Annotated in this window: 14 protein-coding genes; 4 read left to right on the top strand and 10 right to left on the bottom strand. The window is 65.0% G+C overall.

What is annotated here, in order from left to right; genetic code table 11:
• Positions 1-7 precede the first annotated feature (7 nt).
• From RYM47_RS07760 to RYM47_RS07720, 9 genes are all read right to left on the bottom strand, one after another.
• Positions 8-316 (bottom strand): VirB3 family type IV secretion system protein, encoded by a 309-nt coding sequence (locus RYM47_RS07760; RefSeq protein ID WP_315386975.1) that lies wholly within the window; start codon positions 314-316, stop codon positions 8-10.
• Entirely contained in the window at positions 309-707 is a 399-nt protein-coding gene (locus tag RYM47_RS07755) for a TrbC/VirB2 family protein (RefSeq protein WP_315386974.1), read from the bottom strand. Before RYM47_RS07755 ends, RYM47_RS07760 begins: the two co-directional genes overlap by 8 nt.
• 44 nt (positions 708-751) lie before the next feature.
• The gene (locus RYM47_RS07750) at positions 752-1702 is read right to left on the bottom strand and encodes a transglycosylase SLT domain-containing protein (protein ID WP_315386973.1); all 951 of its coding nucleotides are present in this window, start codon (positions 1700-1702) and stop codon (positions 752-754) included.
• A complete protein-coding gene (gene virB11, locus RYM47_RS07745; protein WP_315386972.1) occupies positions 1702-2754 on the bottom strand; it encodes a P-type DNA transfer ATPase VirB11 in 1053 nt (350 codons plus the stop codon). The genes RYM47_RS07750 and virB11 overlap by 1 nt, the downstream gene beginning before the upstream one ends.
• Positions 2755-2769: 15 nt before the next feature.
• Entirely contained in the window at positions 2770-4011 is a 1242-nt protein-coding gene (locus RYM47_RS07740; RefSeq protein ID WP_315386971.1) for a TrbI/VirB10 family protein, read from the bottom strand.
• Positions 4008-4784, bottom strand: coding sequence for a TrbG/VirB9 family P-type conjugative transfer protein (locus tag RYM47_RS07735; protein WP_315386970.1), 777 nt, complete (start codon positions 4782-4784; stop codon positions 4008-4010). Before RYM47_RS07735 ends, RYM47_RS07740 begins: the two co-directional genes overlap by 4 nt.
• Positions 4781-5908 (bottom strand): VirB8/TrbF family protein, encoded by a 1128-nt coding sequence (locus RYM47_RS07730; protein WP_315386969.1) that lies wholly within the window; start codon positions 5906-5908, stop codon positions 4781-4783. Before RYM47_RS07730 ends, RYM47_RS07735 begins: the two co-directional genes overlap by 4 nt.
• A gap of 33 nt (positions 5909-5941) precedes the next feature.
• A complete protein-coding gene (locus RYM47_RS07725) occupies positions 5942-6385 on the bottom strand; it encodes a hypothetical protein (RefSeq protein WP_315387121.1) in 444 nt (147 codons plus the stop codon).
• 419 nt (positions 6386-6804) lie between these two features.
• Positions 6805-8502 (bottom strand): type IV secretory system conjugative DNA transfer family protein, encoded by a 1698-nt coding sequence (locus RYM47_RS07720; RefSeq protein ID WP_315386968.1) that lies wholly within the window; start codon positions 8500-8502, stop codon positions 6805-6807.
• A gap of 78 nt (positions 8503-8580) precedes the next feature.
• Between RYM47_RS07720 and RYM47_RS07715 the strand changes: the two genes are divergently transcribed.
• The 3 genes from RYM47_RS07715 to RYM47_RS07705 all read left to right on the top strand — a co-directional run bounded on the left by RYM47_RS07715 (position 8581) and on the right by RYM47_RS07705 (position 13261).
• Entirely contained in the window at positions 8581-8964 is a 384-nt protein-coding gene (locus tag RYM47_RS07715; RefSeq protein ID WP_315386967.1) for a hypothetical protein, read from the top strand.
• Positions 8965-9116: 152 nt separating this feature from the next.
• Positions 9117-10337 (top strand): MFS transporter, encoded by a 1221-nt coding sequence (locus RYM47_RS07710; protein ID WP_315386966.1) that lies wholly within the window; start codon positions 9117-9119, stop codon positions 10335-10337.
• A 200-nt stretch (positions 10338-10537) separates the two neighbouring features.
• Positions 10538-13261 (top strand): UvrD-helicase domain-containing protein, encoded by a 2724-nt coding sequence (locus RYM47_RS07705; RefSeq protein WP_315386965.1) that lies wholly within the window; start codon positions 10538-10540, stop codon positions 13259-13261.
• Here RYM47_RS07705 and RYM47_RS07700 read toward each other — a convergent pair.
• Complete coding sequence (locus tag RYM47_RS07700) at positions 13258-14166, bottom strand: NAD(P)/FAD-dependent oxidoreductase (RefSeq protein ID WP_315386964.1); 909 nt, start codon at positions 14164-14166, stop codon at positions 13258-13260. The two genes, RYM47_RS07705 and RYM47_RS07700, sit on opposite strands and share 4 nt — an antisense overlap.
• A gap of 148 nt (positions 14167-14314) precedes the next feature.
• On the opposite strand from RYM47_RS07700, the gene RYM47_RS07695 reads away from it, so the two are divergent.
• On the top strand, positions 14315-15637 hold the full coding sequence (locus RYM47_RS07695) for a chloride channel protein (RefSeq protein WP_315386963.1): 1323 nt from the start codon (positions 14315-14317) through the stop codon (positions 15635-15637).
• Positions 15638-15690: the final 53 nt, after the last annotated feature.

The raw sequence follows: 15690 nt of genomic DNA, 5'->3' as shown, positions 1-15690 counted from the left end.
GCCGTCTTCAGGCCGACGGCGGTGGCTTGTCGCGGTAATGGTTGGGCGTAAACACCCACATGCCGTTGTGCTGTTCCAGATTGCGTGCGCGGAACTTGAACTGCAGGCGCAGACCGATCAGACGGAAGATCATTTCATCGCGCTTGGCCATCTGCCGGAGGATGAAGATGGCGATCGGAATGGTGATCAGCAGCCGCATGTCGATGTACATGCTCAGCAGCAACAAGCCGCCTGCGACCAGGAAGAACGGGACGTACGGGACGCCCAGGAACATCGCCGGTCGGGTGCAGCCGCGGAACAGGACGTTCTTATGCACGGTAGTACTGGACGGCGTTCATGATGGACGTGACGGTGGTCTGGCACGAGCTGGAATTGCCGTCGCCCAGCAGCATCTTGGCGATCTGGCCAGCCGCACCGATCAGCAGGCCGCCGATCAGGATCGGGGCCACGTCACCGATGCGCTTGTGGGCGAAGGCGATCTGGTAACCGGCGAAGATCACCGCAATGGTGACCACGGCGATCGAGGCGATGTTCAGCAGGCCGTTGATGTTGGAGAAGAAGCCGCAGACCTTGGTGTCGGTGCCACCGAAGTTGGTGGCCTGGGCAAACACGTCCGGCACGAAGACGGCGGTGGCGAAGGCGACGGCCATCAGGGCGGTCTTCAGCGAGCGCTGGGCCTGGGCAAAATCGAGGTTGGTACGCTTCATGGTTGGTTTCCTTGTTGATGGTCTAACACGACTGAATCGGCCCTTCAGAACACGAAGGCTGCATCCCCGGCGGGGACGTTCTGTACCGGCATCGCCTGCGCAGGGAGGGCCTGCGACGGCAAGGCCACCGGTGCGTTGCGCTCACTCCACGGGCGCACCACGACCGGGCCCGCAGCGTTCTGCGGCATCGGCGGGGCAGCCACGCTGGGGAGCGCGACAGGTTGCGGTGCGAGCTCGGCCTCTGGCTGGCGCTGGGGCACTACCCGCGCCATGGCGCCGGTCAGCACCTGCGACAGCGCCGTGTCCGCAGTGCGAAGCACGTCGCGACGCACCATGGCGCCGGTGGAGGGATACACCTCATAAGCGCGCGCCGGATCCACCGGCACTGCGGCCTGCGCATAGGCGGGCGCGGATGCCTGCATGCCCTGCACGCGCGCACCCACCACGCCCTGCGCCTGCCCGCTGAACTGCGGGTGGTGGGCTACATCGACCACGCGGCGCTCGGCGCGGCTGACCACATCGATCGGCACGGCGCCATTGGCTGCCACCAGGCTGCCGCGCTGACGGGCGATGGAAGCGAATACCTTCTGCACATACCCGTGGCGGTAACCGGTGGTGAAGTTGCCCGAGTAGTAGCAGCTGAACGACTTGCCCCAGTCCTTGCCCGAGCGGCCGTAGCACTCGGCGAGGATGCGCGAGGCGGCCTGCAGGTTCGGGCACTGCTGGAAGGCCTTTTCGTACGAGTCGAGCCCGTACTTGACCAGGTTGTAGCGGTTGACCTGGGCCAGCCCGACCGAGAAGTTGTAGCCCTTCTCTTCCAGCATGCGCACGGTGGCCAGCGCCTCGTCCAGCTGCTTGGGCTGGCGCACCAGCGCACCACCGACCACGCCGATGGCGTAGGGGTTGCGGGAGGATTCGACGTTGATCACGTGCTGCATCACGTCCATCGACACGGCCATTTCCGGGCAGGCCATCATTTCCAGACCAGGCAGCATCAGGCGTCCCTCCCCGTGGCGGCCAGCGCCCGTTCGGGGCTGAAATCAATACCGGTGATGTAGCGGCTGCCGGCATGCGCCTTGATATGCACCACCACGTCGATGGTCATCATCAGCAGGCGCTTGATCACCGAGAACTCCAGACCCGAGCCTTCGGCAGAAGCCTTCACCATCAGGCCCAGCTGGTCCCAGGTCTGCTCCGGGCTGCCGGCGTGGCAGCTGGTGATCGAGCCGGGGTGGCCGGACGCGCAGTTGCGGATGAAGTAGAACGCCTCATCGCCACGGAGCTCGGCCAGGATGATGCGGTCCGGCTTCATGCGCAGGCAGGCTTCCATGCAGCTCTTGGCGGTGACATTGCTCGCGCTCTGCCCGCCCTTGGAGTACAGCAGGTGCACCACGTTGGGCTGGCTGATGAACAGCTCGCGTGCATCTTCGATGGTCACCAGGCGCTCGTTGGCCGGAATGTGGTTGACCAGCGACTTCATGAAGGTGGTCTTGCCGCTGCCGGTAGCACCGGAGACCACGATGTTCTTGCGGTACTGCACCGCCTTGCGGAAGAACTCGGCGTAATCCCGGTTCTGGCGCAGGGCCAACAACTCCTGGTCCTGTTCGCTCAGCGAAGCGCCCTGCTCCAGGATCTGGTTGAAGAAACCGTCCCTCTGGTACTGCTCCAGGGTCTTGGTGTGCTTGGACGGCAGCCGGATGGTGATCGACACCTTGCCCGCGTCGCATGCCGGCGGAATCACGAACTGGGCACGCTGGCCGGTCGGGAAGGTCAGCGACACCACCGGATCGACGTCGGTGATGCGCTGGCCGGTGTTGCTTTCATTGACCACGGCGGTACAGAACTGGCGCGCACGCTCGTAGGTCAGCGTGGGAACTTCCACACGCTGCCATCCGTCACGCGTTTCCAGGTACACCTCGCCCGGACGGTTGATGCAGATTTCCGTCACGTCGGGCGAGGTCATGTACGTGTGTATGCCCAGGACCTCGTACTGGTACCTGAGAAACTCACTGGAAACGTCGGCTACAGGGGCCACTTCGGCGTCCATGTTCTGTCCAGGCGGTCAGCGGCGGCGCGGCAGCACGTCGCTGAAATCGACGTCCTTGGCCACGTAGACACTGACCACGGTGCCTTGGTTGATGGTGACGGTGGGCGGGCGACGCTCGCTCAGCGCTTCGTTGGCCAGGCGCTCCATGCTGCGCGCGGTGGCACTTTCATACGGCGACTGCACGGCAAAGCCGTTGCTGGCGATCTCGGTGGTCTCCGGGCCGTGTTCGGCGGCGGCGTACTTGAAGGCGTCGGCGATCAGGCTGATCATCAGCGCGGAGGCGATGCGGCTGCCCCAGTGCGCGCTGTAGTCGCCCGGGTGGCCGGCACCACCGAGCTGGTCGATGCCCGGGCTGGACATGGCCACGTCGATGCCGTTGGGCGTGGTGATGCGGTCCCATACCACTTCCACACGCTTGCCCTTCGGGCCGCCACCGTAGGCGCCGTAGATCTTCGAACCCTTCGGCAGCAGCAGACTGCGACCGTTGATCGAGTACACCGGTTCGGTCAGCAGGCACGAAGTGAAGCCGGCCACGTCGGTGATGATGCGGGTCTCAAGCACGCAACGCAGGTAGGTACCGCGCACCAGCAGCGCATCCGGGCTGCGGATGAAGCTGGCGTTGGAGACATCCTCCACGTCCGGTCCACGGCGGACCTTCGCCGGTGCCGGCTGCTGCGCGCCGGGCAGCTGCGCCATCATGGCGCGGGTGTACTCGTCATCCGGGCGACCGCCCAGTCCGCCACCCGCCATCTCGGCACCGGCACCACCCTGCATGCCGCCACCTACGCCGCTGCCGGACGCCATGCGACGGTCGAGCAGCGAGGGTTGGCGCGGTTCGTTGGACATGTCCATGTCCGACGGAATCGCCGGAGGGGTGCGGTACGGGTTGTCCTGCGCCGGCGGCGGCAACGGCGGCAGCATTTCAATCGGCTGCGCGTCGGCCATCGGCGGCTGCGGCACGACCGGCGGCGCGGTCGGCAGCTCCGGGGTAGATACGCGGGCCTGTTCGTTGACCTTGGCTGGACCGTCCTGGTCATCACTGCTCTTGCGCAGCAGCAGGAAGCCCATGGCGATGACCAGCACCAGGATGCCGCCGAGGAACAGCAGCGCCTTGCGGTTCAGGCGCTGCTCTTCGGCCGAACGCAGCTGCGGCGCGGCAGCGTCCAGGTTGGGGTTGTTGTCGGCCACGTTCTGCCCGTAGTACGGGTTGCCGGTGGGCTCATGCGGCTCGTTGCCGGGAGTGTTCTGCTGGCTCATTTCTTCACGTTCCTTCGCAGGCCGACGACGTTGTCACCGTGGCGGATCACCAGGTAGGGATAGGTGCCGTGCACGATGAGCGCATTGCCTTCCACCGTGGTGTTGACCACGAAGTCCTCACCGTATTCGCTTTCGCGGCCGAACACCGCCGGGAAGATACCGGTCTTGTACTCCGGCGACGCCGGCAGTTTCAGGTAGGTGAAACGGCCATCGTCATAGGCGTTGACCGGGATCAGCCAACCCATCTTCTTCGCGCGGCGGGTCGAATAGGAGTAGTCGAAGTTGTACTGGCGGTCCTTGGCCAGCTCAGAACTGAGCAGCGGCTTGACCTCTTCATCCACGGCCTGCTGGGCGGTACCGAACTCGGTGTCGCTCGGGTAGCGGAACGCGATCTTGTACTGCACACCGGCACGCCGCGCCTGTTCCAGCTGGCGCCAATCGGTGGCCACCACCTTCAGTTCGAAGATGTACGAATGGGTCTCGGTGCGCACCATCATGTTGGTGTCGACGTCGACATTCTTCGGCTTGAGATAGAACACGTTCTCGCGACGGGTCAGTTCCCAGCCGCTGCTGAAGCCGGTGCTGTAGTCGAGGATCTTCTCATTCGGGCTCAGCTCGATCTGGGTGGTCAGGCCCAGGCCGGTGCGCACCGGGTAGATGCGGTCCTGTTCGTATTCGTAGTGGTCCACCACCTGGGCCTGCGCCGATGCGCTGGCCATGGCCATGATCGGCACCAGGGCCAATGCGGCCCATCCAATATTGCGACTACTCATCGGTTGCTTGCTCCCTCAGCAGTTCCGGTGGAAACGTTTCGTGCCGGCGCGTTGGCCGGTTGCCGCGGCGCGACCTGTCCTGGTATTGCCTGGCCGGGCACTACCTGCCCGGGTATCTGTTGCTGCATCGGCTGGGCCGGGATCGGTTGGCCGGGCACGGTCATCTGGCCGGGAACCGGCTGGGCCGGTACCTGCTGGCCCGGCACCAGCGTTTGCCCGGGTGCCGGAACGGCCACCGGCTGCCCGGTGTTCGGATCGATCATGGTCGCCGCAGCGGGATTGTTCGGGTCGTACACCGGCACCGCAGCTGCAGCTGCAGCCTGTGCGGCGGCCTGCGCCGCAGCGGCCTGGTTCGCCTGGCTGGTCATCGATGCGTCATCGGGCACCGGTACGCCGCGCGCGTAGTCGCTGTCGACGCGGTACTCGGTGACCTGGAACGCAAGCGGATTGAGCACGCGATCCTGTTCGGACAAGGCCAGATCGGTGCGGTACTCGAACCGCATCGTCACCAGCTTGTTGTCCAGGAACTGCATCGCGCCCGTGGTCTTGTCGAGCAGGCTGCGCTGGATGCGTACCGAGGCACCGCGGAAGCTGCCGTTGCCCTCTGCCGCCAGCGGCGTGATGCTCAGGATCTTGACCCGGATCGCCTTGTTGGTGCCGTACACGTACACCGGGTTCTGCGGGTTGTTGTTCGCATAGCGCTGGCGCTGGGTCGCAGCCACCGGTTCGGACGACATCGTGAACACCAGGTCCCAGTCGCGCAGGCCCATCACCGCCGAATCGAACGACTCACGCGCCATCACGTATTGGGCGACATTGCTGCGGTTGATCGCTTCGTTGGCGGTAATCGATTCGGCACCGAAGGTGCCGCCGAGACGCGCCACGGTGGCATTGCCGGTGTAGGCATCGGCCATCACCAGGAACGGCACCTTCTCCTTGAGCGGCAGCATGTAGTAGTAGCCGCCAGCCAATGCCAGCGACATCACCAGCGAACCGGTCGCCACCCACCACGCGCGACGCTCACTGCGGCGCGCCATGTCGGCAACGGTCAACTCGTAGCTCACCGCCTTGGCGACCGCCTGGTCGACCTTCGGGTTGTTGCCTGCGTCCTTCTTTCGGAACATGGGGTCATCCGTACTGCTGGAACATCAAGGGGATCAGCTGCCGCTGGCGCTGCTGGCACTGCCGGTGGCCGCAGTCGGCGCAGCCGCCGACGCGGTCTGCACCACGATCTGGTTGCCCACGATGGACACCATCACACCCTGCCCCGCATACGCGGCGCTGAGGTCGATCATGGCCTGCTGCGGGTTGGTGGTACCGATCGTGGACACCGCGCCATACAGCGTGTAATCGGAGCTGATGCGGTAGTCGAGCGTCATGCCCGAGTCCTTGGCCCAGCGTTCAAGCATGGTCTTCAAGGTGCCATCCATCGGCGAAGCCTGGTACACGTAGCTGGTGTACAGCGGAATTTCCATCGTGGTGCTGGCGAAGCGGTTCACCGGCTTCCAGCGACCACCGAAGTCGGGCGCAGGTGCGGTAGCGCAGCCGGCGAGCAACAGCACGGCAGATGCGACGGCGACGCCGATGGATCCCTTGAACAATGACGCTTGCTTCATACGAACTTCCCTATGGCGTACGGAATAGCGGTTTTCAGCCTGAAAATAGGCAAAACTAAAGCGTGTCGACGCCCACGGCGGGCTCAACCAGTCAACGTCGGATGTGAGTTGAAACACTTTTCAACGGTGACATCGGGCCCCAGCCCGCCTGGTGTGCATTCGCCCCGAACGCCTGTCCGGCCCCTGCGCCTGCACACCCAACCCGAGAAAAGCCATCCATGTTCCTCTTACTGCTTCAGTGCATGTCGCCACACACTGTTCTTGACGACGTTCTCATGACGCATGGAACGTCCATCACAAATACGATGCCACAGCTTCGCGTCAAATCAACGTCAAATGCGACAACTTTTTAACCTTCACACGCAGTTTTTTTGACGTGCATCACATGCGTTCACGTGCAGCGCTCACAGCGCCAGCATCGGTACATCGGTCTTCGGCAACAGACGCGATGTGAAATGGCGGTCCTTGTAGTACTTGATCTTGTCGCACTTCACGGGATGCGGAATGCCTTCGTACAGGAACACTTCGTGGTCGTTGCCCATGGCCTTGAGCTCCTGCGGCAGCATCAGTGCGCGGCGCTCCTCGGTGAAGTTGTGGGTCTTTTCACGCGCGTGGGTGACGTTCTTCTTTCGCACGGTGGTGTAGCCAAGCATTTCCGAATAGTCGTTGGCGTCCTGCTGCTCGCGCGGCGCGTACAGGATCTGCAGCGCGTGGTTGGTGATGATGGTGCGCGAGACGTCCCTGCCATAGGTGGCGTCCAGCTGGGCCATGCTCTGGATGATCGGCAGCAGCCGCACGTTGTAACCGGCCATGTAGGACACCGCCGATGCGATGATGTCGACCTTGCCGATCGCGGTGAATTCGTCCATCAACAGCAGCACCTGGTACTTCAGGTCCGGATTGGACTTGGGCAGTTCCTTGGTGTTGAGGTTGATGATCTGGCTGAAGAACAGGTTGATGATCAGGCGGCTCTCGGCCAGCTTGTTGGGCTGGATGCCGATGTAGATGGTCATCTTCTTCCGGCGCAGGTCGGTGAGCAGGAAGTCGTTGGCGCTGGTGGCCTTGTCCAGCACCGGGTTGATCCAGGCGTTCAGGGGTTCCTTGAAGGTGCCCATGATGGACGCGAAGGTTTCGTCCGCCTGCGACAACAGGTTGGCGAATGCCGCGCGGGCGTTGCCGCTGAGGAACTTCTGCTCGGACAAGGCCTTGAGATACTTGCGCAGGTCGCTGCCGTCGCCGGTTGCCAGGCGGAACACCGCGCCGAGGGTAGGATCGCCCTGCCCGCCCGGGAAGCCCTGCTGGCGCTCGTCGTCGCGGTTCTCGAACAGGTACAGCGTGAAGGCCATGAACGCGTTGCGTGCCTGGCTGATCCAGAATTTCTGGTCGTCCGAGCCGTCCGGGTACAGCATCGCGGCAATGCTCATCAGCTCCGAGACGCGGAAGGCAGGGTCGTTGGAGACGTAGCTGAGCGGATTCCAGCGATGGGTGCGGCGATCTTCCGCGAACGGGTTGAACAGGAACACCTCATGGCCCTGGCTGGCGCGCCAACCACTGGTGAGGTCGAAGTTCTCCTGCTTGATGTCCAGCACCACCACCGACTCGCCGTACTCCAGCAGGTTCGGAATCACCACGCCCACGCCCTTGCCGGAACGGGTGGGTGCCGCCAGGATGACGAACTGCTGGCCACTGAGGCGCACCAGCTTGCCGCCGAAGCTGCCCACCACGATGCCGTTGTCGGTCTTCTTGAACAGGCCATGCCGGGCAAGGTCCGCGCCTTCGGCGAAGCGCGCATCTCCGTGCAGCGACTTCTTCTTCGGCTTGAGCAGGAAGAACATCGCACCCAGAAGTACCAGCACCGGCAGACCGAAACCGATCACGCCGGCGGCTTTGATCTTGGTCAGGTACGGCGCAACCGCAGGCTGGTCCATCGCCTGGACGTATTGAAGATAGGTATTCCACTTGAACAGCCCGGTATCCAGACCCAGCAGCAGCAGCGTGAGGTATCCGGAGAGACAGTGGCCAACAAGTGCGGTCAACAGGACTGCGACAGCGATGACGACGGGTTTCTGCGTGGACAAACGTGATCCTCCATGACGCGCCATTGAAGGCGCTACGACGTGCGTTGGCACCATCTCGGTGCGCCGCACGCTGCGTGCATTCCAACTACCGACAGACCCGCAATGCGACTGCGCACACACATTCAGGTCGATGTCATTGACGCGCATCCTAATGCACGTTTGCAGCGCTGCCAATCAGAAATTACTGGTAATACGCCTGTAAATACAGGTGTATTCGCATCAACGGTGCGCGCAGCGGAACAATGGAACAAGATCATGATCAACGCGTCGTGTCGCGCATGCGAATTCATTTGTCTTCTTCACATCGCATCACATTGCAGTGCTGTAGACGCGCGCGAAGTTGTGAAATCTGATGAGCAAAACTGTGCGCGCGATCACAGCCGTTTATCAATGTGTAGAAGAACGCGCAGCGTGGCGATGAAAAAACAGATCCGCTTTGATGCAGATGGAGATGCGCGTCGAGCACAAGCGTCTTTTTTTCAGTGAAGATAATGTGAAGATAATGTGACGGAGCATTTCACCCGACGACCTCGCCAGTGCCCTGATCCACAGCATTCCAGCGGCGACGACGCGCCCTGCGAGCGCATGTTGCGCTGCAGCAGTACAATGACGCGCCACGTACTTTGCCCTTTTGCCCCATGAGCCCCACCAACCTCCCCTTGGCCGCGCGGCTGTCTGCCCGTGAGCGCACGCTGATCATCCTGGCCCTGTCGCTGGGCGGCTTTGCCATCGGCACCAGCGAATTCGCCAGCATGGGCCTGATGCTGGAGATCAGCCGCGGGCTGTCGATCAGCGAGACCCAGGTCGGCCACCTGATCAGTGCCTACGCCATTGGCGTGGTCGTGGGTGCCCCGGTGCTGGCCTTCGCCGGTGCCGGCTACGCGCGGCGGACCCTGCTGCTGGCGCTGATGGGCTTCTATGCGGTGGGCAACCTGGCCAGCGCGCTGGCGCCGGACTACACCACCATGTTGATCGCCCGCTTCGTGGCCGGCCTGCCGCACGGCGCCTACTTCGGCGTGGCGATGCTGGTGGCCGCAGCGATCAGCCCGCCCGCGCAGCGCGGTGCCGCCGTGTCCAAGGTGTTGCTCGGCCTTTCGGTGGCGATCCTGATCGGCAATCCGCTCACCACCTGGCTGGGCCAGCAGCTCAGCTGGCGGACCGCGTTCGCGCTGGTCAGCGTGCTCGCCATTGCCACCGTGGTGATGATCGCGCGCTTCCTGCTGCCGGACCCGGACGAGGTACGCACCTCGCCGATGCGCGAACTGCGCGCCTTCAACAAGCCGCAGGTGTGGCTCGCCCTGGCGATCGGCTCGGTCGGTTTCGCCGGCATGTTCTGCGTCTTTACCTACCTCGCCCCGACCCTGGTGCAGGTGACCGGCCTGGCCGAGTCGTGGATGCCGGTGGCCGTGGGCATCTTCGGCATCGGTGCGATCATCGGCAACGTCGCCGGCGGCTGGTTGGTGGACCGCTTCCAGTTCCGCGCCGCCGCCATCGTGCTGGTGTGGTCGATCGTGGTGCTGCTGGCCTACCCGCTGGCGGCCAACTCGGTGTGGACCATCTTCCCGATGATCGTCGCCGTCGGCACCATGGGCGCCCTGGCCGCCGTGCTGCAGACCCGCCTGATGGACGTCGCCGGCGAAGCGCAGACCCTGGCCGCCGCCTCGAACCACGCCGCGTTCAACACCGCCAACGCACTGGGCCCGTGGTTCGGCGGCATGGCCATCGGCGCCGGCTTCAGCCCGGCGGTGACCGGCTATGTGGGCGCAGCCACCGCCGTGGGTGGCCTGCTGCTGTGGGGTGTGGCGGTGCTGGTGCAGCGGCAGTCGCGCGGCAACGAGGCGGTTGCCTGCGAACGCTGATTCAACGGGCGGTCGCTGCATTGAACAAGCCCCGCTTCGGCGGGGCTTGTTCGTTATGGACACTGCTGGGCGGTAGCGCCGGGCTCTGCCCGGCTGCACGCCGACGCGGCATTTCCGATCGGATTTTCCTATCATGGCAATCCCTTCAAACGCTCGCCCGGCGCCACGCCGACGACCGCCCCGCTTTCCTGGATGTACAGATGACGCACGACTGGTCCCCCTCCCCTTGGGGCCGCCGCCTCTCGCGCTCGCCGGACTGGCGACTGCGCCGGGTCGATGACCGGTTCGAGCTGACCGTGGAAGATGAGCTGTATTCGCTGCCGGTCAGTGCCTCCACGGCATGGCGCGTGCGTCGCGGCCCGGTGTGGTCCACGCTCAGCATCGCCACTGAAGACGGCGACCTGCGGCTGGGAGGCCTTGCTGCTGCCCCGGCGCGTGAGCTGCAGGCGCTGTGGGCGGCAAGCGCGCATGCCCATCAGCAGGACCAGCGGCTGGACGACGCCAACGCTGCGCTCGCGCAGATCCGCCGCTGGCTGGACCAGGTCGACGCCGCGCAGGAACTCGCCGATGCGCAGCAGCGCTGGTTTACCCTTGAGCAACAACAGAACCTCCTGGAGGATCGCCCGCACTTGTCGCTGGATGGCGATGCACTGTGGGCGATCTTCGACGACCCGACCCTGCGACTCCAGTTGCACGGTGCCCCCGCAGCGATTGAAGACGATCTGCAGCGCTGGGCGGACGACTGGGAGACGCAGTGGGCGTCACGCAATGACGCGCACCTTCAACAGGAACGTGAGGCCGTCGCCCCGCTGCTGGCCGAGGTCGAACGCCGGCCGCTGAGCGAGGAACAGATCCGCGCCGTACTCAGCTTCGAAAGCCGCATGCTGCTGGTGGCGGCCGCCGGCTCCGGCAAGACCTCGACCATGGTGGCCAAGGCGGCCTACGCGGTGCAGCGCGGCCTGATGGCGCCGGATCAGATCGTGATGCTGGCCTTCAACAAGGAGGCGGCCACCGAGCTGCAGCAGCGCACCGCCGCCGCATTCGAACGACTCGGCCTGCCAACAGGCGAGGTCAACGCCTGCACCTTCCACGCGCTGGGCCGCCAGATCATCGGCAAGGTGACCGGCCGCATGCCCGAGGTACCGTCGTGGGCGGTGGATGCCGCGCAGGGCTTCGACCAGCTGGCCGACATCATCGACCGCCTCAAGGACCGCTCGCTGCATTTCCGCACCCAGTGGGACATGTTCCGGCTGGTGTTCGCGCGCGACCTGCCGCCCCAGGGTGAAACGACCCCGGCCGACGGCTGGGATAGCGACGGCAACCGCTACGTGCGTAGCCTGCGCGGCGAGCGGGTCGGCAATATCGAAGAGTGCGTGATCGCCGACTGGCTGTTCTACAACGGCGTGGACTACACCTACGAGCCGCACCCGTCGCTGGATACCGGCACCGACATCTGGCAGCCGGGCTGCGCGGACTTCTTCTACCCCGGCACCACGCTGTACCACGTGCACCATGCCGACGGCAGGGGCGACAGCTCCCCCTCGCATGCGCGCTCAAGCGATGCGGTGCAACTGCGCACCACCGCCGCGCAACTTCGCAGCGGCGAGCTGTTCGACGCGCTGGCCGAAGCGCTCACCGCGCAGCGCTGGGAACTGGACCCGAATCCGGACCGCGAGCTGCCCGCCGAGGGCGCCAAGCCGATGCCGGACAGCGACCTGATCGGCCTGCTGCGCACCTTCATCAGCCATGCCAAGAGCAATGGACTGGCTCCTGCCGACCTGGCCGAGCGCCTGCGCGAACTGCCCGAGGACCGGTTCAAGCACCGCTATCGACTGTTCCTGGAACTGGCCACGCCGATCCTGCATGCCTGGGACGATGCCTTGGCTGCAGAGAACGCGATCGACTTCGAAGACATGCTCAACCAGGCCGCCGAATACCTGGAACAGGGCCGTTACGCATCGCCGTACCGACTGGTCATGGCCGACGAATTCCAGGATGCCTCGCGCGCCCGCGCACGGCTGTGCAAAGCGCTGGTGCAGGCACCGGGTCGCCACCTGTTCGCGGTCGGCGACGACTGGCAGTCGATCAACCGGTTCGCCGGTGCGGATGTGAGCGTGATGACCGGATTTACCGAGACCTTCGGCCCCTCGCAGGTACTGCAGCTGTCGCAGACCTTCCGCTGCCCGCAGGCGCTGTGCGATGCGTCCAGCCGCTTCATCTCGAAAAACCCGGCGCAGATCGCCAAGCAGGTGCGCTCGGCCACTCCGGCGCAGGGCCCGGTGCTGCAGGCGTTCCAGGTGGCCTCGCGCGACCGCCTGCAGGATGCGATCTACCAGTACCTGCAGCGCCTGCAGCAGCAGCTGCAGAGCGGTGCGATTGCGCCCGGTCGCAACGGTCGCCTCTCCGTGTTCGTACTGGGGCGCTACAACGCCGACCGCGCCTACCTGCCCACGCACTGGGCGCAGCGCTTCGGCGCGCAGTTGGAGCTCAGCTTCCTCACCGCGCACCGCGCCAAGGGTGCCGAGGCCGACATCGTGATCCTGCCTTCGATGCTGGAGCGCAGCTTCCCCAGCGCCCGTACCGATGACCCGGTATTGGGCCTGGCGATGCCGCATGCGGACACCTACCCGCTGAGCGAAGAGCGCCGCCTGTTCTATGTGGCGCTGACCCGTGCACGGCGCTCGGTAGCGATGTTCACCGTACAGGGCAAGCGCTCGCCGTTCCTCACTGAGCTGGTGCACGACGGCGCGGTGGAGATCACCGCCACCACCGGCGAGCCGATCCGCGAGCAAGCCTGCCCGGTGTGCGACGGCGGGGTGATCGTGCAGCGCAGTGGGCCATATGGGGAGTTCGCATCGTGCTCCGGCTTCCCGCGATGCCAGTACAAGCCGAAGCAGGCTGCACACGCCACCGCGTTGCGCTAGTCGAGCAGGCCCAGCAGCGAGCGGTGCACGGCCACGCCGACCAATGCACCCTCGCCCACCGCCAAGGCGATGCTGCCCGCCATGCGCCCGGCATCGCCGCAGGTGAAGACGCCGGGCACGGTGGTCTGCTTGGCGGAATCGGCGACGATGCAGCCTGCATCCAACAGCTCGCAGCCGAGCTGTTCGGCCAGGTCACAGGAGAGGCGTGACTGGGGGAGCAGGAACAGCGCGTCCAGGACGACCTTGCGGCCATCGCTGAGCACCACGGTGGCTTCGTCTGCGACGTGCTGGATGGTTGTTGATTCGATGGTGGCGCCACATTCGTCCAGCCGCTCGCGCTTTTCCGGATCGATGCCATCGGGATTGCAGCAGAACAAGGTGATAGTTCCCCAGTCGCACAGCAGCAGCGCCTGGCCGACGCCACCGTCTTCGGAACACCCGATGATGCCGATGTTCCCTTCGTAGATCTCATAGCCGTGGCAGTACGGGCAATGGAACACGCTGCGGCCCCAGCGCTCGGCGAGGCCATCAATGTCGGGAAGCGTGTCGGTGACGCCATGGGCGAGGACCAGGCGGTCGCCGATGAAGATGCTGCCGTCGTCGCAGCCCACTTCAAAGGACACCCCTTCCTCCAGCACCTTGGCGCGGGTCGCCCTGCCCTCGTGCCACGTCAGGGTTGGGTAGGCCAACAGCTCCGCGCGCGCCTTGGCGGCGATCTCGGCCGGGGGAAGGCCTTCCCTGGCGATGAAGCCGTGCGCAGCGAGCGAGTTGCGATTGCGTGGCTGGCCAGAATCAATCACCAGCACCTTGCGGCGGGCGCGAACCAACTGCAGCGCGGCCGACATGCCGGCATAGCTGCCGCCGATGATGATGGCGTCGAAATGCTGTGGCGAATTGGAGCTCATGGGGGCCGGCTGCTTGGAGGGAGTGCCGCCACAGAGCATACGAAGCACCTGTGAAGCGCCGATCACACCTCGCCGCAGGCCCTGACATGCACAGCCTGCGGGCACCCACGGCAAAACGTCCTCACGGGCCCCCTGCGAAAATAGCCACATGAGCCCGGACCCCTCCCCTCCCCACGGCGACGCACCGCTGCTGTCGCGGACCGCCTGGCGCCGCCGGGCCGCCCTCTGGGGCGGCGCGGTCGCGGTGGCCTTGGTGGCGATCCTGTTCGCCAAGGCCAGCGATGCGGCCTTCCGGGTGTTCCAGTCGGTCATCGCGCACTCGGTATGGTGGGCACTACTGCTCACACCCACCGTGTTCGCCGTGCTTGCGTGGCTGACCAGTGGCGCCCTCAAGCCCACTCGCGGTAGCGGTATTCCGCAGGTCATTGCTGCGTTGGACACGCCTACCGAAGCCTTCCGCAACGAGAACCTGTCGCTGAAGGTCTCCGCTGGCAAGCTTGCGTTGACCACGCTGTCGTTGCTCGGCGGCGCTTCGGTTGGGCGCGAAGGCCCCACCGTGCATGTCGGCGCCAGCCTGATGTATGTGTTTGGACGCTTGGCGGGATTTCGCGATCCGAAAGAGCTTTCGCATTTCCTGCTCGCGGGTGGGGCTGCCGGTATTGCAGCCGCCTTCAACACGCCGCTGGCGGGCATCGTGTTCGCGATCGAGGAGCTGAGTGGGCGATTCGAACATCGCTTTTCCGGGACGCTGCTCACTGCGGTCATCGTGGGCGGTGTTGTATCGCTCGGGCTGCTGGGCAGCTACACCTACTTCGGCAAAGTCACCGCGTTCCTGCCGCTGGGACAGGCGTGGCTGGCCATCCTTCTGTGCGGCTCGGTCGCCGGTTTGCTAGGCGGGTTGTTCGCCAAGGCCGCGCTGCTGACCATGGAAGGCAAGCCAGCGTGGCTGGGCGCCCTGCGGCGGCGCCATCCGGTGCTGCTGGCCGCCGGGTGTGGCGTGGCACTTGTGCTGCTCGCCGCCGCCTTCGGTAATGGCGCCTTCGGGACCGGCTACGAGCAGGCCCGTGGCCTGGTTCAGGGCAACCCGACCGTGGGCCATGAGTTCGGGGTGATGAAGATCCTCGCCAACCTGGTTTCCTACATCGCCGGCATTCCCGGCGGCCTGTTCTCGCCTGCGCTGGCGGTGGGGGCTGGTATCGGCCATAACTTGGCTGCGCTGATGCCGGGCGTGGATGGGCGCGTGTTCGTACTGCTGGGCATGTGTGCCTATCTGACCGGCGTGACCCAGGCGCCGCTGACCTCGGCAGTGATTTCGCTGGAGCTTACGGATAGCAGCGACATGCTGCTGCCGATCCTGGCGACGGTGCTCCTGGCACGCGGGGTGTCGGGGCTGGTGTGCAGGGTGCCGATTTATAGGGGGATGGCGAATCAGCTATTGAAGCAGGTAGAGCCCGCCACCCCCGTAAAGTGAAGCGGACCTTCGCACTGCTCTTCCTTCGATGATCCGCCGTCTCACTTCGCGAT

The sequence above is a fragment of the uncultured Stenotrophomonas sp. genome (assembly GCF_963519125.1).
Lineage (GTDB): Bacteria > Pseudomonadota > Gammaproteobacteria > Xanthomonadales > Xanthomonadaceae > Stenotrophomonas.
The sequence above is the reverse complement of the archived record's forward strand: the minus strand, read 5'-3'. Positions and strand labels throughout refer to the sequence as shown.